This window comes from Streptacidiphilus cavernicola, assembly GCF_042510955.1.
GTDB lineage: Bacteria > Actinomycetota > Actinomycetes > Streptomycetales > Streptomycetaceae > Streptacidiphilus > Streptacidiphilus cavernicola.
The window spans coordinates 14,094-31,648 of sequence record NZ_JBHFAB010000019.1; the positions used below are offsets into that span (position 1 = coordinate 14,094).

Genomic DNA, 17,555 nt, shown 5'->3' on the forward strand with positions numbered 1-17,555 from the left:
CAGGGCGCGCAGGTAGGGGCGGGTGTGCGGCGCGAACAGCGCGCCGGGCACCCGCCCTTGGTGCTTCTTGAGGCAACACGTTCGATCTTGTTTGGCATCCGGTGGTTCGGACATGAGCAATCAGGGCGTGCGGCACCCGGCACGGCTAGCAGATCACGGTCTCACAACGCATCCGGACCAGGGCGTTGACGCTCCGATCCTTCCGGCGTAGAACTACCCCTGCGGTTGCGACAACGTTTCATCCTGGTGAGTTCTGTTGGAAACCGAGGGATGCTTGCAGGCCTCACCAGGCGACTCCACCCACCTGCCAACGGAGGAACCACCATGTCGGACGCCGGAATATCGCCAAACCGTCGGACCCTGTTGAAAGGTGTCGCCGGAGCAGCCGGACTCGCCGCCGTCTCCGGCGGCCTGCTGACCGCCTGCGGCAGTTCCGGGTCGGGTTCGAGCAAGCCGAGCACCGGCGGCTCCTCCGGCTCCTCCAAGGGAGGGACCGTCACCTTCGGGTCGAACTACTCCGACCCGGGCGTGAAGGCGGCCTTCGCCTCGCTGTGCGCGGGGGCGACGACCTCGACCGGCTCGCCGATCAAGATCAACACCGTGGACCACAACACCTTCCAGAACAACATCACCAGCTATCTGCAGGGCACTCCTGACGACCTGTTCACCTGGTTCGCCGGCTACCGCATGCAGTACTTCGCCGCGCAGGGCCTGGCCCAGCCGATCGACGACGTCTGGGAGAAGATCGGCGGCAGCTTCGGCCCGGCCGCCAAGGCGCTCTCCACCGGCCTGGACGGACACCAGTACCTGGTGCCGCTCTACAACTACCCCTGGGTCGTCTTCTACAACAAGAGCGTCTTCGCCGCCAAGGGCTACACCGTCCCCACCACCTGGGACCAGTATCTGGCGCTGGCGAAGAAGATGAAGGCCGACGGCATCGTCCCGATCGCCTTCGCCGACAAGGACGGCTGGCCCGGCCTCGGCACCTTCGACATCCTGAACATGCGGATCAACGGCTTCGACTACCACAGCAAGCTGATGAAGCACCAGATCCCGTGGACCGACCAGGGTGTGGCCACGGTGTTCCAGCACTGGGCCGAGCTGATGCCGTACCTGCAGACCGGCGCCAACGGCCGGATCTGGCAGGACGCCGCGAAGGCGCTGGAGGCCAAGCAGGCCGGGATGATGTTCCAGGGCACCAACCAGGTCGCCGCGCAGTACGTCAGCGACAAGGCGAACCTGGACGACCTGGACTTCTTCGTCTTCCCCGAGATCAACCCGACCTACGGGCAGGACTACATGGACGCCCCCACGGACGGCTTCATGCTCAGCAAGAAGGCCAAGAACACGGACGCCGCCAAGGCCGTCCTGGAGTACATCGGCACCGGCGCGGCCGAGGCCAACTTCCTCAAGACCGACCAGTGGGACGTCGGCCTGGCCAACGGGCTCAGCGTGCCGACCTACGACGCGATCCAGAAGAAGTCGGTCACCGAGATCGCCAAGTGCAAGGCGGTGGCCCAGTTCATGGACCGCGACGCCGACCCGGCGATGGCCACCGCGATGATCTCGATCATCCAGAAGTTCATCGACAACCCGACCACCAGCAGCATCGCGTCGCTGCAGAAGAGCGCCGAGGACCAGGCGAAGGCGATCTACACCTCATGAGTTCAAGCACCACCGAAGCAGGCGCGGCGGCGTCGGCGGAACCGGCGGGGACGACTCCCCCGGTCCGGCGCCGCCGTCGCGGCGGCCTGCGCCGGCTCTCCGGGCGCGACAAGGTCGTGGTCGCGCTGCTGCTGGGCATCCCGCTGCTGCTGGACCTGGCCTTCGTCTGGGTCCCGGCGCTGGCGACCGTGCTGCTGTCGTTCACCAAGTGGAACGGCGTGGGCAGCCTCAGCGGCAAGGCCTGCCTGCCCAACGTCCCCTCGATCCTCAACAACGGCTGCCTGTACGGGGTGCAGAACTACCACCAGGCCGCGACGATCTATCCGGAGTTCTGGCCGGCGGTCCGTCACAACCTGATCTGGCTGGCCGTGTTCATCTTCGTGGCCACCCCGCTGGGCATGCTGTTCGCGGTGCTGATCGACCGCGGCATCAAGGGCAGCCGGATGTACCAGAGCATCCTGTTCCTGCCGGTGATGCTGTCGCTCGCGCTGATCGGGATCATCTGGGAGTTCATGTACTCGCAGAACCTGGGCCTGATCAACACCGTGATCGGGCGCAACGGCAACAGCAACGCCATCGACTGGCTCGGCAACCCGCACCTCAACCTCTGGGCGGTGCTGGTCGAGGCCACCTGGCGGCAGGCCGGCTACGTCATGGTGCTCTACCTGGCCGGGCTCAAGGCGGTCGACCCCACCCTGCGCGAGGCCGCCCTGGTCGACGGGGCCAACCCGTGGCAGACCTTCTGGCGGGTGATCTTCCCGGTGATGAAGCCGATCAACATCGTGATCATGGTGGTCACCGTGATCGAGTCGCTGCGCGCCTTCGACCTGGTCTACATCACCAACAAGGGGGTGAACGGCCTGGAGCTGCTCTCGGTGCTGGTCACCTCCAACATCGTCGGCGAGACCCAGCGGGTCGGCTTCGGCTCCGCGCTGGGCGTGGTGCTCCTGGTCATCTCGCTCGTGCCGATCAGCATCTTCCTGTACCAGACGTTCCGCCGTGAGGCTGCCGAATGACCGACACCGCGATACCCACCACGACCGCGCCCCGGCAGCAGTCCAGGCCGGGGCCCAAGCCGCGCGCCTGGGGCCAGGCCGCCTCGCAGCTGTTCCTGATCAGCGCCTGCGTGCTGTGGCTGCTGCCGATCGCGTTCGCCCTGTACGTGGCGCTGCGGCCGTACTCGGAGACCAGCAAGTACGGCTATGTCTCGCTGCCGCACACCCTGACGCTGAGCAACTTCACCAATGCCTGGAACCAGTCGGACATGCTCCACTTCTTCTGGAACTCGGTGGTGATCACCGTCCCCGCGGTGATCATCGTGCTGCTGCTGGCCTCCGGCGTCGCCTTCGTGCTGACCCGGGTGAACGTCAAGCTCAACGTCACCCTGCTGATCGTGTTCACGGCCGGCAACCTGCTGCCGCAGCAGGTGATCATCACCCCGCTCTACCGGATCTTCCTGCAGATCCCGCTGCCGGACTTCCTCAGCGGCGGCAGCGGCCTGATGTACAACTCGGCCTTCGGCCTGATCGTCATCAATGTCGCGTTCCAACTCGGCTTCTGCGTCTTCGTGCTGAGCAACTACATGAAGTCCGTCCCGGACGAGATGTACGAGGCGGCGCTGGTCGACGGGGCCGGCCTGTGGACCCGGTACTGGCGGCTGACCCTGCCGCTGTGCCGTCCGGCCCTGGCCGCGCTGGCCACCCTGCTGACGACCTGGATCTACAACGACTTCTTCTGGGCGATCACCCTGATGTCGTCCGGCGACAAGCGCCCGGTCACCTCGGCGCTGGCGAACCTGCAGGGCCAGTTCGTCAGCAACCAGAACATGATCGCCGCCGGGGCGCTGATCGCGGCCGTGCCGACCCTGGTCGTCTACGTGCTGCTGCAGAAGCAGTTCATCGCCGGCCTGTCGCTCGGTTCGAGCAAGGGCTGACGTGGGGGCCGCGAGCGCGCCGTCCAGGACACCCGCCGACACACCGTCAGAACAGGAGGCCATCGCCGCCGCCGCGGCGGCGCGTACCCTGCGCGGGCAGCGGATCATCGGGCTGACCGGCGGGCCGGTGATCCACAAGCTCGCGGTGCACCTGCGCGAGCTGCCCGGCCTGACCGTGGTCACCAACTCGCTGCTGACCGCGTCGGTGCTGGGCCGCTCGGGCCGGGGCAGGGACCGGCCGACGGTGATCCTCACCGGCGGCTACCACAGCCCCAGGGACGACATGCTGCACGGCCCGGTCACCGCGATGGTGCTCCGCAGCATGCGGCTTGAGCTGGCCTTCTTCGACTGCGCCGGTCTTGAGGGCCCGCACGGCGCGAGCACCGACAGCCTCGCCGACTGCGAGACCAGGCGCGCCCTGGTCCAGTCGGCGGCCCGCACCTGCGTGCTGGCCACCGCCGAGCAGTGCGGCCGGACCTCGCTCAGCTCCTTCGCCGCGCCGGACGAGATCGACTGCGTGGTCACGGCCGCGGCCGGGGCCCCGTCGGCGGCGCAGCGGACGGTGCTGCGCTGGGCCCGGGAGTCGGTCTGCGTGGATGTGGATACTGCCGCGACAGCCCCTCGACCAAGGCGGTGAGGCCGGTCTCGAACGCACCCTCGTCGACGCTGCGGCGGTGCTCGGCGAGCAGGTGCGCCTGGCCGAGGTGCGGGTACTCGGCGGCGTAGATCTCCTGGTCGTCCACGAAGCCGCCGGCGAACGAGCCCAGCGCAGACCCGTAGACGAAGTAGCGCATCAGCGCGCCGATCCGGGTGGCGTCGCCGCGGGCCCACCCGGCGTCGACCAGGCCGCCGAAGACGGCGTCGGCGAGCCGCAGTGAGTTCGCCCTGCGGCCGGGGCCCTGTGCCAGTACCGGGACCAGGTTGGGGTGCGCGACCAGGGCGGCCCGGTAGGAGCGGGCCCAGGCGGTGACCGGTCCGGCCCAGCCGTCGGTGTCGACAGATTCCCACATCGACAGGTCGACCTCGCCGACCACCTCGTCCACCACCGCGTCCATCAGCTGCTCCTTGGTGGCGAAGTGGTTGTAGAGCGAGGGCCCGCTCACCCCGAGGACGGCCGCGAGCCGCCGGGTCGACAGGGCTGTCAGGCCCTCGGTGTCCACCAGCTCCAGCGCCGCGGCGACGATGCGCTCGCGGCTGAGCAGTGGGTTGCGCGGTCGTGCCACGACGCATCTCCCTTCACCACACCCGGTGACCTTCACAACACCCAGCGACCGGGCTGGAGTCCAAAAACTTGCAGTGCTAGTTTATTGCACGACACCCCACCGAGGACCGAGGACCCCGTGAACCTGGAGCTCGACGAGGAGCAGGCAGCCGTCCGCGCGCTCGCGGCCGACTTCGTCAATCGCGAGATCGTCCCCCATTCCACCGCATGGGACCGCGCCGAGCAGGTCGATCGCGGGATCGTGAAGAAGCTGGGCGACCTCGGCTTCCTCGGCCTGACCATCCCCGAGGAGTACGGCGGCTCCGGCGGCGACCACCTCTCCTACGTCCTGGTGACCGAGGAGCTGGGCCGCGGCGACTCCTCGGTCCGCGGGCTGCTGTCGGTCTCGCTGGGCCTGGTCGGCAAGACCGTCGCCCACTACGGCACCGAGGCGCAGAAGCAGCGGTGGCTGCCCCGGCTCACCTCCGGCGAGGCGCTGGGCTGCTTCGCGCTGACCGAGCCGGGGACCGGCTCCGACGCCGGGAACCTCAGCACCAGGGCGGTGCGCAGCGGCGAGGAGTGGGTGGTGAACGGCAGCAAGATGTTCATCACCAACGGCACCTGGGCCGAGGTCGCCCTGGTCTTCGTCCGCACCGGCGGCGACGACCCGGCGCAGGCCGGGCACCGCGGCGTCAGCGCCTTCCTGGTACCGACCGACACCCCCGGCCTGACCCGGAACACCGTCCACGGCAAGCTCGGCCTGCGCGGCCAGCCCACCGCCGAGCTGGTCTTCGAGGACGTCCGGGTGCCGCACAGCGCCATGCTGGGCGAGGAGGGCAAGGGCTTCGGGATCGCCATGGCGGCGCTGGCCAAGGGCCGGATGTCGGTCGCCGCGGGCTGCGTCGGGCTGATCCAGGCCTCGCTGGACGCGGCGGTGGCCTACTCCACCCAGCGCGAGCAGTTCGGCAAGCCGATCGCCGCGCACCAGCTGGTGCAGGAGATGCTGGCCGACATCAAGGTCGAGCTGGACGCCGCCCGGCTGCTGGTCTGGCGGGTCGCCGACCTGATCGACCGGGGGCAGCCGTTCGCCACCGAGGCGTCGGTGGCGAAGCTCTACGCCTCGGAGGCGGCGGTGAAGGCCTCCAACACCGCGCTGCAGGTCTTCGGCGGCTACGGCTTCATCGACGAGTACCCGGTCGGCAAGTACGTCCGCGACGCCCGGGTGCTGACCCTCTACGAGGGCACCAGCCAGATCCAGAAACTGCTCATCGGCCGGGCCCTGACCGGCGTCAACGCCTTCTGATCCGCCCTGCACCTCTCCGCACCACACCCTCCCCGCACGTCCCGAAGGAGCCCGACCATGCGCCCTGTGTACTTCGCAGCGGCCCGCCGCACCCCCATCGGCCGGCTGCGCGGCGCGCTGTCGAGCGTCCGGCCGGACGACCTGGCGGCGACCGCGGTCCGGGCCGTGCTGGACAGCGTGCCCGCGCTCGACCCGGCCAGGATCGACGACGTCTTCTGGGGCGCCGCCAACCAGTCCGGCGAGGACAACCGCAATGTGGCCCGGATGGCGGTGCTGCTGGCCGGAATCCCGGACACGGTGCCCGGCGCGACCCTGAACCGGCTCTGCGCCTCCGGCCTGGAGGCGGTCACCACCGCCGCCCGCGCCATCGGCTCCGGCGAGGCCGACATCGTGCTCGCGGGCGGCTCGGAGTCGATGAGCCGGGCGCCGTTCGTGCTGCCGCGAGCCGAGGTGGCGCTGCCGCACAACGCCGAGATCTTCGACACCAAGCTCGGCTGGCGGATGACCAACCCGAGGATGCACGAGCTGCACGGGGTGCTCTCGATGGGCGAGACCGCCGAGGAGGTCGCCGCCCGCTACGGCGTCAGCCGCGAGCAGCAGGACGCCTTCGCGCTGCTCAGCCACCAGCGCGCGGCAGCCGCCCGCAAGGACGGCCTGTTCGACGCCGAGATCGTCCCGGTGACGCTGGCCGACGGCAGCAGCGTCAGCCAGGACGAGTCGATCCGCCCGGACACCACCCTGGAGAAGCTCGCCTCGCTCAAGCCGGTGTTCCGGCCCGGCGGCACGGTCACGGCCGGCAACGCCTCGCCGATGAACGACGGCGCGGCCGGGCTGCTGCTGGTCAGCGAGGAGGCGCTGCGCTCGCTGGAGCTGGAGCCGCTGGGCCGCTACGTCGGCGGCGCCAGCGCCGGGGTGGGCCCGGACGTGATGGGCATCGGCCCGGTCCCGGCCGTCCGCCGGGTGCTGGCGCGGACCGGGCGGGCGCTGGACGGCATCGACACGGCCGAGTTCAACGAGGCCTTCGCGGCCCAGGCGCTGGCCTGCGTCCAGGAGTTGGGCATCGACCCGGGCCTGGTCAACCCGCAGGGCGGGGCGATCGCGCTGGGCCACCCGCTGGGCGGCTCGGGCGCGCGGATCCTCACCACCCTGCTGCACCGGATGGCCCGCACCGGCGCGGGTCGTGGCCTGGCCACGATGTGCGTGGGCGTCGGCCAGGGCACCGCGGTGCTGGTCGACCGGGGGTAGTCGGCACCGGCCCGCGGGCGGTTGCCCGCTTACGTCTTCTCGTTTCCTCGCGTCCGCAGGGGTCGCGACTCACGCTTTGGAGGGATACCCATGACCCGTTTCACCGGCAGGGTCGCCGTCGTCACCGGGGCGGCGCAGGGCATCGGCGCGGCCACCGCGCAGCGCCTCGCCGCCGAGGGCGCGACCGTGGCCGTGGTCGACCTGACCGGCGAACGCGCCCGGGGCACCGCGGACGCGATCACCGCCAAGGGCGGCAGCGCGCGGGCGTACGGCTGCGACGTGGCCGACTACGACGCGGTCGAGGCGGTCTTCGCCCGGATCGCGGAGGAGCTGGGCGGAATCCACATCCTGGTCAACAACGCCGGGATCACCCGGGACAACCTCTTCTTCAAGATGCCGAAAAGCGACTGGGACGCCGTCATCACGGTCAACCTGACCTCCGCCTACAACTGCTCCCACGTCGCCCAGACGTACATGTGCAAGCAGAAGTACGGCAAGATCGTCTCGCTCAGCTCCCGCTCCGCGCTGGGCAACCGGGGCCAGGCCAACTACGCCGCCGCCAAGGCCGGCATCCAGGGCCTGACCGCGACCCTGGCCATCGAGCTTGGCCCGTTCAACGTCAACGTCAACGCCGTCGCCCCGGGCTACATCGCCACCGGCATGACCGCCGCCACCGCCGAACGGGTCGGCGCCACCCCGGAGCAGCACCAGGAGCAGGCCGCCGAACGCACCCCGCTGCGCCGGGTCGGCCAGCCGGACGAGGTCGCCTCAGTCGTCGCCTTCCTCGCCTCCGACGACGCCTCCTACGTCAGCGGCCAAACCCTCTACGTCAACGGCGGAGCCCGCTGACCTCAGCGATGCGGATCCACAGATCCGCCATCAGCGATCCCCCGTCGCACCGACGCCGGCCAGTCGCCCCACCTGGCCGGGTCGGACTCCGTGTACTGGAAGAACAGGACCAGCCCCGTGTCCGGATGCTCCTCCAAGGCGATGTACTGCTCCGGGACCCCGGCCGTGCCCGCGGTCAGCGGGCGTCCCAGGCGGCGAGGAGGGTGGCTTCCTTTTCCGGGGTGAGGCGGCGTTGGCCGGCCATGGTGCGGTAGTCGGCGAAGGCGGTCTCCAGGCCGCCGGGGGCGAACAGCCACTGCGCGGTGTCGCGGACCGACTCCGGGACCGGGCGGCAGCGCAGGCCGGCCGCGATCGCCTTGGCCGAGGAGGGCTTCCAGGTGGCGGCGAAGTCCTCCCGCTGCGGGAACCACAGCGGGAGCTCGGACCAGGGCTCGACGTCGTGGTCCAGCAGCAGTTGGTCGTCGTCGATCCAGACCAGCTCGGCCTTGCCGCCGGTGGCCTCGACGCAGCTGCCGAGGAACTCCCCCCAGCTGGTGTTGGCCGGGGTGCCGCTGGTCAGGTAGGTGCCGCTGTCCTCGGCCTCGATCCGGTCCAGGCCGAACTCCGCGATGTCGCGGGCGTCGATCAGCTGCATCTCCCGGTCAGGCGCGCCGGGGGCGACCATCCGGCCGCCCTCCGCCGCGCGGCGCAGCCACCAGGTGGTACGGCGGGCGCGGTCGCCGGGGCCCATGATCAGGCCCGGCTGGATGATCAGCGCCCGGCCCGGGAAGCCCTCCTGCACCGCGCGCTGGCAGCCGACCTTCAGCTGGCCGTAGTCGCCGTCGTCCGGCCCCGCGTCCGGGGCGCACTCGTGCTGCGGGGAGCTCTCGTCCACCGGGAGCGCGGAGAAGTCGGGGTAGGCGTTGATGCTGGAGACATAGAGATAGGTCGACGCGGACCCGGCCAGGGCGGCGACCGAGGCGCCGATCACCCGGGGGACGTAGCCGCAGTCCACCACCGCGTCCCAGGGGCCCGCCTGGACCAGTCGGGCCAGGTCGTCGGGCTGCTCCCGGTCGCCGTGGACGGCGTGAACCCCGGGCTCGTCCGGGCCGGACAGCCCGCGGTTGAAGGTGGTCACCTCCCAGCCGCGGGCGAGAGCCGCACGCGCGAAGGCCTGGCCGAGGAACACCGAACCGCCGATCACAAGGAGTTTCATGTGATCGAGTGTCAGCCCGGCGCGGCGGCGGCCGAAAGGGCGTTCCGCCGTCGGCGGAGTTCTTCCGCCGACGGCGGAACGGGAAGCCGGGTCCCGCCCGCCGGGTGTCGGTGCCGCTGCTGCCGGGCTACTGGGCCTACGTCCGTGCCTACTGGGCCTGGGTGCGCCAGGCGTCCGCGCCCGCGTGTGAAGCGGCCTGGGACGCGGCCTTGGCCCCGCGCATCGCGCGGGTCGCCAGCTCGGTGGGCGGGGTCTCCAGGTTCTGCACCCAGCCGCGCCCGGCCGTGGCCAGCGCGGTTCCCGCGATCGCGGTACCGACCAGGGCCAGCACCGCCCCCGTGCCGGTGAGCACCGCGCCCACCGCGAGCAGTCGCCTGTTGACCCGGAATGTCGTCTGATTCGTCGCCATGTGCTCACTCTGCGTGCTGGACGGCCGAACCGCGCGCCGGGTGGGCCTTCCGGGGAGGGGCACCGGCCGTTTGGGTCTGCGGTGTGCGACTGCGTAAGGTGTCTCAGTTGGCGCATCCAGCGGCCGGCACCTCCTCCCTCCCCTTTCCCTCCATCCACGGAACGGCTATCGGCATGAGCGCAGGACCTGACGGCGGCACCATCCTCACCGACGCCCCGGTGGAGGACGCCCCGGTGGAGGACGCCCCGGTCGCGGACGTGCCGGTCGCGGACGTGCCCGGGATCGCGCCGGAGCGGCTGGAGCTGGCCCTCGCCGTGCTCGCCGAGCTGGATCAGCTCCCGATCGACCACCCGGACGCCATCGCGATCCGGCTGGCCACGGCCGGTCTCTACCGGACCGTGAAGCAGCGCCGCCGCCAGGAGCGGCGCGCGGCCAAGACCGCCAACGACAAGGCCGTGACCGAGGCCACCGCGACCGGCGCGGCGGACCGGATCGACGACGAGACCCAGGGCCTCCAGCTCACCACGCTGACCACCGGGCCGATCGCCGGTGTGCTGGAGCGGCCCCGCTCCTGCTACATCTGCAAGACCCGCTACACCGAGGTCGACGCCTTCTACCACCAGCTGTGCCAGCCCTGCGCGCACGAGAACCGGGCCCGCCGGGACGCGCGTACCGACCTCAGCGGCAAGCGGGCGCTGCTCACCGGCGGCCGGGCCAAGATCGGCATGTACATCGCGCTGCGGCTGCTCCGCGACGGCGCGCACACCACCATCACCACCCGCTTCCCCAACGACGCCATCCGCCGCTTCACCGCGATGCCGGACAGCGCCGAGTGGCTGCACCGGCTGCGCATCGTCGGCATCGACCTGCGCGACCCCTCGCAGGTCATCGCGCTGGCCGACTCGGTCGCCGCGGCCGGGCCGCTGGACATCCTGATCAACAACGCCGCGCAGACCGTCCGCCGCTCGGCCGGCGCCTACGCCGAGCTGATCACCGCGGAGGACGCGCCGCTGCCCGCCGGGGAACTGCCGGAGGCGACCGTGCTGGGCCGCTTCGACCTCAGCCGCCAGCCTGCTCTGCCGAGCCAGTCGCGCGGCGAGCGGGGTGCGCTCAGCGCGCAGGCGCTCACCGCGCTCGCGCTGACCAGCGGCTCGGCCTCGGCCGCGCTGGTGGAGGCCGGGACGGCGATCGACGCGGGCGGCCTGGTGCCCGACCTGGACCCGGTGAACAGCTGGAGCCAGAAGATCGACGAGGTCGACCCGATCGAGCTGCTCGAAGTCCAGCTGTGCAATGTGACCGCGCCGTTCATCCTGGTCAGCAAGCTGCGCCCGGCGATGGCCGCGTCCCCGGCCCGGCGCAAGTACGTGGTGAACGTGTCCGCGATGGAGGGCCAGTTCAGCCGCGGCTACAAGGGCCCCGGCCACCCGCACACCAACATGGCCAAGGCCGCGCTGAACATGCTGACCCGCACCAGCGCCCAGGAGATGCTGGACAACGACGGCATCCTGATGACCGCGGTGGACACCGGCTGGATCACCGACGAGCGCCCGCACCCGGACAAGATGCGGCTCGCCGACGAGGGCTTCCACGCCCCGCTGGACCTGGTCGACGGCGCGGCCCGGGTCTACGACCCGATCGTGCGCGGCGAGCAGGGCGAGGACCTGCTCGGCGTGTTCCTCAAGGACTACGCCCCGTCCCCGTGGTGACCGGGGCCTCCGGCGGCGGGCCGGACACGCTGATGTGGGAGGTCCGGGCGGCTCGGGACCGCCTCGCCGAGCTGCTCGCCTGGGTGCGGGGGCTCCCTGCCCCCGACGGCGGCAGCGCCGAGGTCTACACCGCCGCGGACGACCGCGTCGTGGTGATCCTGCACACCCCGGGGACCACCCCGCCGCGCCTGCCCGAACCCCCGGCCGAGCTGCTCTCCCGCCCACCGCACCAGTGGCCGTTCACCCGCCACGGGACGCTCGGACCGGACGTTTCCCAGCCGGGCTGATCCGGATAACGTTGCAGGCATGACGTATGCGGGTGACGAGGAACGCGAGATCCAGCGGCTCTGGAACGAACTGGAGCTGCCCTCCGGAGCCTGGGCGGAACTGCTGGACTCCCAGATCGTCATGCAGGCCAATCCGACCCACCTGCACGACGTCCCCGGCCGGGTTTTCGTGCGCACCGTGCCCGAGCCGTTCGAGGCGTTCTCCGAGCGGGGCATCGAAATCGGCCCCAGTGACAGACCCCGCCCGGACGTCGCCATCGCCCTGGCCGCCGACATCCCCGAGGACGTACGCGACTGGCCCGCTTCCATCGTCCTCGCCGTCGTGGAGACGGTCAGTGCCGGGCGGGGAGCCGCGCAGCGCGACTACGAGACAAAACGCGATGCCTACCAGCGTGCCGGTATCCCGGTCTACGTGATCGTGGACCCCCGCGACGGCACCTGGCTGGTCCTGCAACTGACCGACGGCGGGTACCGGGAGCACGCTAAGGGGGCCTTCGGCCAGCCCATCCCGCTGCCCGCTCCGCTCGGCTTCCCCATCCCGACCGTCGCCTTCCACCCCTACCCGGCGTAGCGGGAGCAGCCGGGGGGCTACTCCGTCAGCAACGACCAGGTGTAGCTGTCCATCCGGTCGCGGGGGCTGATCACGGAGAGCTCCGCGCCGCCGGGGCCGATCGCGGCGATGCGTGGGCGCACGCCGCCGCGGACCGTGGACGGGGGTGATTTCCACGCCACGATGAGCCGACCGTCCTCGGGCACCTGGATCCGTCGACCGCCGACCAGGAGATGGTCCACCTCGGCGGCCACCCGGAGGGTGTGGGAGCCGACCCACGGGGCCGACGTCCAGCCGTCCGGGTTCCGGAGGAGGTGGGCGCGGCTCAGGCCACCGCCGCCCCCGTTGAGTTCGATCATGCCGAGCTGGCCGGTGCTGCCCACCGCCGGGCGCCTGCGGGGCGGGTTCTCGTCCGCAGCCCCGCCACTGGCGCTGCCGGTGGACTGCCACTCCTCGCCGCAGCGCTCGAAGAACACGGTGTGCTCTGTCCCGTTCTCGTGCCCGGGGTGCGACACCAGCCACAGGACGCCGACACCGGCTTCGGGGTCGATGTCCCCGTACACCACCGTCACCCAGCGGCGGGGCAGCCAGCGGGGCTGGAGCCGGTCGCCGCTGTCACCGGCGAGCAGACGGCCGATCAGTCGCCGGGACAGGGCGCCGGTCCAGTAGAGCGACCATCGCATCCGGCGCAACTCCGCTTTGCTGGGCACCGGTTCATCGTAGGCACACGGTTCAGCGGGCGGGGGTGGTTGCCGCTTCCAGGCGGGCGAGGTGCTTCTCGACGGCGCGGAGGCGGCGGGTGTCGGGAACGTCGCGGCGGAGCAGCAGGATGTCGGGGCCGAGCCGACGGGCCTCCGCGTCGTCCTCGACCGCGCGCCAGCAGGCCTCGGCGTTGGCGGTGGCCTGGCGGGTCTCCTTGTCGTCGGCGCCGCGGGTGCGCAGCAGGCCGAGTGCGACGGCCCGGTACAGCTCGGCGGCCTCGGCCTGCTCCCCGGCGAGCCGGGAGACGTGCGCTCGGACCTGACGCACCCGCAGGAACGGTTCCGCGTCCGGGCCGTGGGCGGCCAGCGCCTCCCGTTCGAGCTCGCGCGCGAAGGTGGCGGCGCGGGTGTGCTCGCCTGCGTCCGCGGCGGCCACGATCACGCCTATGGCCTGCTGGTAGTCGTCGTCCGGGACGGTTGCGCCGGGCGGGGAGGCGACGGTGCCGGGTGGCGGGACGGCGCCCCCGGGCGGTGGGGCGACGGCCTGGAGGTGCACCGTCGGCGGGTGTTCCGGCAGCGGCGGGAGGCCCGTCGGCAGCACGGGCAGGAAGCCTGCCGGCACGGCGTCCATCGGCACCGTGTCGGCGGGCGGCACCGCGTCGGCCGAGGCCGAAACCGGGGCCGGTTCCAGCCGCCGGGCGGTGTTGCGGAAGACCTGTTGCCCCGCGCTGTGCGAGGCGACCAGCAGCACGTCCGGTCGGAGCACCGAGTGCACCTGCTGGTGCAGCTGTTCCGGGGTCAACTCGCCGTCCGCGCCGGGGCGTCCGCCGTGCAGGGTCTCGACCAGGGCCCGGGTGAAGGTGCCGACCTGCCGCGGGTCGGGGTTGACCGCCGCCCACAGCGGCAGCCCCGCCCCCAGCGGGGAGGGGACCACCCGCAGCGGCGGCAGCACGTCCTCGTCCGCGCTGAGGTCGGCGACGACCAGCGAGGTGGTCTCGACCGGGCGCAGCCGCAGTTCCTCGACCAGCGCCTGCCAGGCCAGCCGGTCCTCGCCGAGGTCGAGCTCCGCGCCGCCGGTGCGGCGGTTCCTGACCAGGTGTCCGCCGAGGTGCACCAGCAGCGGTCCCGGGTGCCGGACCGCGGCCCGCAGGTGGGACAGGATCCCGGCGGCGTCGGTGGCGGACGGGAGGTGCACCGTGTCCACCGCGTCCGCGGCGAGCAGCACCTGCGGCGAGATGGCGGCCAGGATGACCGAGAGCGCGGGCGCCGGGCGTCCGCCGCGCGGCGGGAAGCGGCGGGCCTGCCGTCCGGCGCCGCCCTCGACCACGAGTATCCGCCCGCGCGGATTGGCCCCCCGGGCCACCGTCTCGCTCGCCACCACTAGCGTGTCACCTCGTCAGAACCGTAGGCCCAGTGCCTGGCCTGTCACCCTACCGCCGCTGTCACGCCGCACCACCGGTCCCCCGGAGTTCGGCGATCAAGGCGTCGGTCTCCGGCTCCAGCGCCCTGCCGTTGCGGGCGGCCAGGCGCTCCAGCCGGTGCACGGCCTTGTGCAGCTGCTCGGTGGCCCCGGCGTCGGCGTAGACGCAGAGCAGGTCGCGGTGCAGCAGCTCGGTGTCCGGGGCCGGGCTGAGCCCGGCGAACGCGGCGGCCTCGGCGCCCTGGTGGTCCCCGGCCCGGAGTCGGCGCAGCGTCAGCTCGTGCGCGGCCTCGACGCTCTCGGCGGCGTCCTGGTTCTCGACCGAGGCCGGGTCCGGCCAGGGGCTGCGGACGGCCCACGGGTCGAGCGCGGGGGCGATGTCGAACCGCGGGTCGGGCCGCGCCCCGGCAGGCGGTTCCGGACGGGACTCCAAGCGCGGCTCCGGACGGGACTCCGGACCGGACTCCAGGTGCGGTTCCGGCCGCGGCTCGGGACGGGCGGCGAGGCCGGGCGGGACCGACGAGGGGCCGGCCGTCTGCCCGCCACCGCCGCCCCGGGGCGGCGCCGCGGCGAACTCGTCCGGCTCCTCCAGCACCTCGGGAACGATCGGTGCGGTGCCCAACAGGCCGAGCCACTGCAGGTACTGATGGTCGTTCAGATGCTGCAGCTCCACGCTCATGCCGAGCCCCGGCAGGGTGGCCGGGCCGGTCGTCGGCAGGGTCCACCGGGCCATCGGGCCCGCGCCGGGCGGCGGCGCGGAGGCGACCACGGCGACGCTGCCGCGCGGGCTGGCGTCGAGCATCCTGCCCAGCTCCTCCGGCATGGTCCCGTCCGGGACGGTGGCGCAGAGCACGATCTCCGGGGCCCAGGCCGCACCGGCCGCACCCCTGCTCCTGGCCTCGCGCGGGGTGTTCGCGCCCGCCTCGGCCAGCGCCGTGCGCACCTCGTGGTCGCGCGCGGACACGGCCGCGACCGCCTCCCGCAGGCTGTCGTGGACCCGCAGCCGTCCCTCCGCGGCCGGCTCCAACTCCTCGGCCACGCCCACGGTGTGGACGGTGACCTGGTCGGCCAGCGGGGTGAAGGCCAGCTCCAGGGCGAGGGTGCGCAGCACCTCGGTGACCGCCTTCGGCGCACCGGACAGGTGCACCAGCCGGACCGCCTCCAGGTCGACCAGCACGATGCTGCCCTCGGCCGCCGTGCCGAGGCTGACCAGGGCCGGGTACGGGGCGGGCACGGCCGCCGCGTCCCGGGCCGGGAGCACCTGGTCCGAGTCGGCGGGGCACCACCAGACCGTGGAGGCGTGCGCGGCCCGGAACGGCTCGATCGGCGGGGCCGGGGTGGCCAGGTGCAGTTCCACGGTGTGGGCCGGGGTGATCCGGACCACGGTGAGCGCGGGCAGCCGCCGCCCCTCGGCGGCAGCGGTGCGGGCGAGGCTGCGCAGGGCGCGGTCGAGCAGGTCGAGCCCGATGGCGTCCTGCCGGGCGGACATCGCCGCGAGGAAGGCGATCCCGGGCTCGTTCACCGGAGCGGACACCTCGTCAGCAACGGACGCCTCGTCAGCAGCGGCGGGCTCGACCGGCGGGGCGGGCTCGGGTTCGGCCGCCCGGCCGCGCAGGGCGGCGAACGGCGGCGGCACCGGCTCCAGCAGCGAGGCGGGCAGCGCCGCGCCGGTCTGCCGGGGGTCGGTCCGCGGCCGGTGCTGCGCCTGTCGCCGCTGCGCCGGATTGCGGGGCCGTCCGGCCCGACGGACCGCCACCGCGCCGAGGACCACGGCGGCGAGCAGCGCGGTGCCGCCGATCAGGCCCTCCTCGACACCCGAGGAGGCCGAGGAGGCCGACCCGGTGTGGGTCGGCGCGGGCGCCGCGGCCTGGGTCGGCGGCGCCGCCGGGGGGACGGCCGGGACCGTGGCCGGGACGTGCTGGCTCGGCGCGGCCTGGGTCGGCACCGGGTGGCTCGGGTGGGCCGCGCCGGAGGCGGGCGCGCCGCCGTGGGTGCCGGTGGGCTGCGGGCCGGCACTCGGGGCGTGCGACGGCGTCCCCGTCGTCGGCGTGCCGGTCACCGGGGCGGACCCGGACGGCGGACCGGACGCCGTGCCGGACGGCGGCGTGACCGGGGGCGCTGCCGGGGGCGTGACCGGCGGCGCGGACCCGGCCTGAGGCACCGTCAGCACCATTCCCGGCTCGATCAGGTTCGGGTCCTCCAGCCGCACCCCGTCCGGAGCCCGCACCCCCTTGTTGGCGGCGAACAGCTCCGGCCACCGGTCGGCGTTGCCCATGTCCTCCTGGGCCAGTCCGGACAGGGTGTCCCCGGCCTTGACCACCACCTGGGTCCGGTGGCCGTCGGCCGCCTGCTGCGACCCGGTCTGCGCGGTCCTACCGGCGGCATCGCCCGCCGACGCGGCGTCGGCGGGCATCAGCAGCACCCAGCCGGGGTGGATCGGCTGGTCCGCGTCGAAGCGGCGGCCACCGGCGTCCATGGTCCGGCCCTGGTTGAGCCGGGCGATCTCCTTCCAGCGCGCGCCGGAGCCGAGCTCCTTCTCGGCGATGCTCCACAGGCTCTCCGCCGGGCGCTCCTCGCGCACCCGGTAGGTCGGCTGGGCCGGGGTCCGCACCGTCCCGGGCCGGCCGACCGCGACCGGTCCCGCCACCGGGCCCGCCTCAGCCCGCGCCACCGCCGCGACCGGCGGGTGCAGCCCGACCGTGGTGGTCGCCGCGGCGGGCGAGGCCGCCAGCGCCGCCCCGGCCGTCGGCAGCAGCGCCAGCACCGCACCGACCAGGCCGCCCGCCATCCGCTGGCTCCAGCCCAGCGCGAACACCCGCCGGGCGCTGCGCCCGCGCAGCTGCGCCGGGATCTCCACCAGCACCGACCCGGCGAAGCAGAGCCAGCCGATCCAGCCCACCACGACCAGGGTCCACAGGAACAGGTTGCCGTTGTCGGGCCGGGTCAGCAGGTCGACCAGGTCGGAGTGCTGCGGGTCCGCGTTCCGGGTGACCGCGAGCGTGCCCACGGCCAGCACCGCGGGCAGGCCGACCAGCAGCAGCGCGAGGGCGGCCAGCGCGGCCAGGCCGCGGCAGAGGTTACGGAGCATCAA

16 protein-coding genes are annotated in these 17,555 nt (G+C 72.8%); 10 read left to right on the forward strand and 6 right to left on the reverse strand.

Annotated elements, in window-relative coordinates; all coding sequences use genetic code 11:
- Positions 1-360: 360 nt before the first annotated feature.
- From ACEZDE_RS23365 to ACEZDE_RS23380, 4 genes are read left to right on the forward strand one after another with little or no spacing between them, the layout of a single operon-like run.
- Entirely contained in the window at positions 361-1,665 is a 1,305-nt protein-coding gene (locus ACEZDE_RS23365; protein ID WP_380539409.1) for an ABC transporter substrate-binding protein, read from the forward strand.
- Positions 1,662-2,681: a carbohydrate ABC transporter permease gene (locus ACEZDE_RS23370; RefSeq protein WP_380539031.1), complete on the forward strand. Its 1,020-nt coding sequence runs from the start codon at positions 1,662-1,664 to the stop codon at positions 2,679-2,681. The genes ACEZDE_RS23365 and ACEZDE_RS23370 overlap by 4 nt, the downstream gene beginning before the upstream one ends.
- On the forward strand, positions 2,678-3,598 hold the full coding sequence (locus tag ACEZDE_RS23375; protein WP_380539034.1) for a carbohydrate ABC transporter permease: 921 nt from the start codon (positions 2,678-2,680) through the stop codon (positions 3,596-3,598). The genes ACEZDE_RS23370 and ACEZDE_RS23375 overlap by 4 nt, the downstream gene beginning before the upstream one ends.
- 1 nt (position 3,599) lies before the next feature.
- A complete protein-coding gene (locus ACEZDE_RS23380) occupies positions 3,600-4,235 on the forward strand; it encodes a hypothetical protein (RefSeq protein ID WP_380539037.1) in 636 nt (211 codons plus the stop codon).
- Here ACEZDE_RS23380 and ACEZDE_RS23385 read toward each other — a convergent pair.
- Positions 4,120-4,821, reverse strand: a complete 702-nt coding sequence (locus ACEZDE_RS23385) for a TetR/AcrR family transcriptional regulator (RefSeq protein ID WP_380539040.1) — start codon at positions 4,819-4,821, stop codon at positions 4,120-4,122. The genes ACEZDE_RS23380 and ACEZDE_RS23385 overlap by 116 nt on opposite strands.
- Before the next feature lie 117 nt (positions 4,822-4,938).
- Here ACEZDE_RS23385 and ACEZDE_RS23390 point away from each other — a divergent pair, with 117 nt between their 5' ends.
- The 3 genes from ACEZDE_RS23390 (at position 4,939) to fabG (ending at position 8,196) form a co-directional block, all read left to right on the forward strand.
- Positions 4,939-6,102: an acyl-CoA dehydrogenase family protein gene (locus tag ACEZDE_RS23390; RefSeq protein WP_380539043.1), complete on the forward strand. Its 1,164-nt coding sequence runs from the start codon at positions 4,939-4,941 to the stop codon at positions 6,100-6,102.
- 57 nt (positions 6,103-6,159) lie between these two features.
- On the forward strand, positions 6,160-7,347 hold the full coding sequence (locus tag ACEZDE_RS23395; protein WP_380539046.1) for a thiolase family protein: 1,188 nt from the start codon (positions 6,160-6,162) through the stop codon (positions 7,345-7,347).
- A 90-nt stretch (positions 7,348-7,437) separates the two neighbouring features.
- The gene (fabG, locus tag ACEZDE_RS23400) at positions 7,438-8,196 is read left to right on the forward strand and encodes a 3-oxoacyl-ACP reductase FabG (protein WP_380539049.1); all 759 of its coding nucleotides are present in this window, start codon (positions 7,438-7,440) and stop codon (positions 8,194-8,196) included.
- Positions 8,197-8,371: 175 nt separating this feature from the next.
- Here the strand turns inward: fabG and ACEZDE_RS23405 are convergent, their stop codons facing one another.
- A complete protein-coding gene (locus ACEZDE_RS23405; RefSeq protein WP_380539052.1) occupies positions 8,372-9,391 on the reverse strand; it encodes an NAD-dependent epimerase/dehydratase family protein in 1,020 nt (339 codons plus the stop codon).
- 148 nt (positions 9,392-9,539) lie between these two features.
- Positions 9,540-9,800, reverse strand: a complete 261-nt coding sequence (locus ACEZDE_RS23410; protein WP_380539055.1) for a hypothetical protein — start codon at positions 9,798-9,800, stop codon at positions 9,540-9,542.
- A gap of 173 nt (positions 9,801-9,973) precedes the next feature.
- On the opposite strand from ACEZDE_RS23410, the gene ACEZDE_RS23415 reads away from it, so the two are divergent.
- The 3 genes from ACEZDE_RS23415 to ACEZDE_RS23425 are packed head-to-tail and all read left to right on the forward strand — an operon-like array spanning position 9,974 to position 12,364.
- Complete coding sequence (locus ACEZDE_RS23415) at positions 9,974-11,506, forward strand: SDR family NAD(P)-dependent oxidoreductase (protein WP_380539058.1); 1,533 nt, start codon at positions 9,974-9,976, stop codon at positions 11,504-11,506.
- Positions 11,503-11,793 carry a hypothetical protein gene (locus ACEZDE_RS23420; protein ID WP_380539061.1) on the forward strand — a complete coding sequence of 97 codons (291 nt, stop codon included), beginning with the start codon at positions 11,503-11,505 and terminating at the stop codon, positions 11,791-11,793. The genes ACEZDE_RS23415 and ACEZDE_RS23420 overlap by 4 nt, the downstream gene beginning before the upstream one ends.
- A 19-nt stretch (positions 11,794-11,812) precedes the next feature.
- Positions 11,813-12,364, forward strand: coding sequence for a Uma2 family endonuclease (locus ACEZDE_RS23425; RefSeq protein ID WP_380539064.1), 552 nt, complete (start codon positions 11,813-11,815; stop codon positions 12,362-12,364).
- Positions 12,365-12,381: 17 nt separating this feature from the next.
- Here ACEZDE_RS23425 and ACEZDE_RS23430 read toward each other — a convergent pair whose 3' ends face one another.
- The 3 genes from ACEZDE_RS23430 to ACEZDE_RS23440 all read right to left on the reverse strand — a co-directional run bounded on the left by ACEZDE_RS23430 (position 12,382) and on the right by ACEZDE_RS23440 (position 17,552).
- Entirely contained in the window at positions 12,382-13,053 is a 672-nt protein-coding gene (locus tag ACEZDE_RS23430) for a hypothetical protein (RefSeq protein WP_380539067.1), read from the reverse strand.
- 22 nt (positions 13,054-13,075) lie between these two features.
- Positions 13,076-14,422, reverse strand: coding sequence for a hypothetical protein (locus ACEZDE_RS23435; RefSeq protein WP_380539070.1), 1,347 nt, complete (start codon positions 14,420-14,422; stop codon positions 13,076-13,078).
- Positions 14,423-14,486: 64 nt separating this feature from the next.
- On the reverse strand, positions 14,487-17,552 hold the full coding sequence (locus tag ACEZDE_RS23440) for a LysM peptidoglycan-binding domain-containing protein (RefSeq protein ID WP_380539073.1): 3,066 nt from the start codon (positions 17,550-17,552) through the stop codon (positions 14,487-14,489).
- Positions 17,553-17,555: the final 3 nt, after the last annotated feature.

Coding starts and splice junctions, on each gene's coding strand:
- ACEZDE_RS23370 (WP_380539031.1), top strand. CDS start 1,662: ATGAGTTCAAGCACCACCGAAGCAGGCGCGGCGGCGTCGGCGGAACCG.
- ACEZDE_RS23395 (WP_380539046.1), top strand. CDS start 6,160: ATGCGCCCTGTGTACTTCGCAGCGGCCCGCCGCACCCCCATCGGCCGG.
- ACEZDE_RS23415 (WP_380539058.1), top strand. CDS start 9,974: ATGAGCGCAGGACCTGACGGCGGCACCATCCTCACCGACGCCCCGGTG.
- ACEZDE_RS23410 (WP_380539055.1), bottom strand. CDS start 9,800: ATGGCGACGAATCAGACGACATTCCGGGTCAACAGGCGACTGCTCGCG.
- ACEZDE_RS23440 (WP_380539073.1), bottom strand. CDS start 17,552: ATGCTCCGTAACCTCTGCCGCGGCCTGGCCGCGCTGGCCGCCCTCGCG.
- fabG (WP_380539049.1), top strand. CDS start 7,438: ATGACCCGTTTCACCGGCAGGGTCGCCGTCGTCACCGGGGCGGCGCAG.
- ACEZDE_RS23375 (WP_380539034.1), top strand. CDS start 2,678: ATGACCGACACCGCGATACCCACCACGACCGCGCCCCGGCAGCAGTCC.
- ACEZDE_RS23405 (WP_380539052.1), bottom strand. CDS start 9,391: ATGAAACTCCTTGTGATCGGCGGTTCGGTGTTCCTCGGCCAGGCCTTC.
- ACEZDE_RS23425 (WP_380539064.1), top strand. CDS start 11,813: ATGACGTATGCGGGTGACGAGGAACGCGAGATCCAGCGGCTCTGGAAC.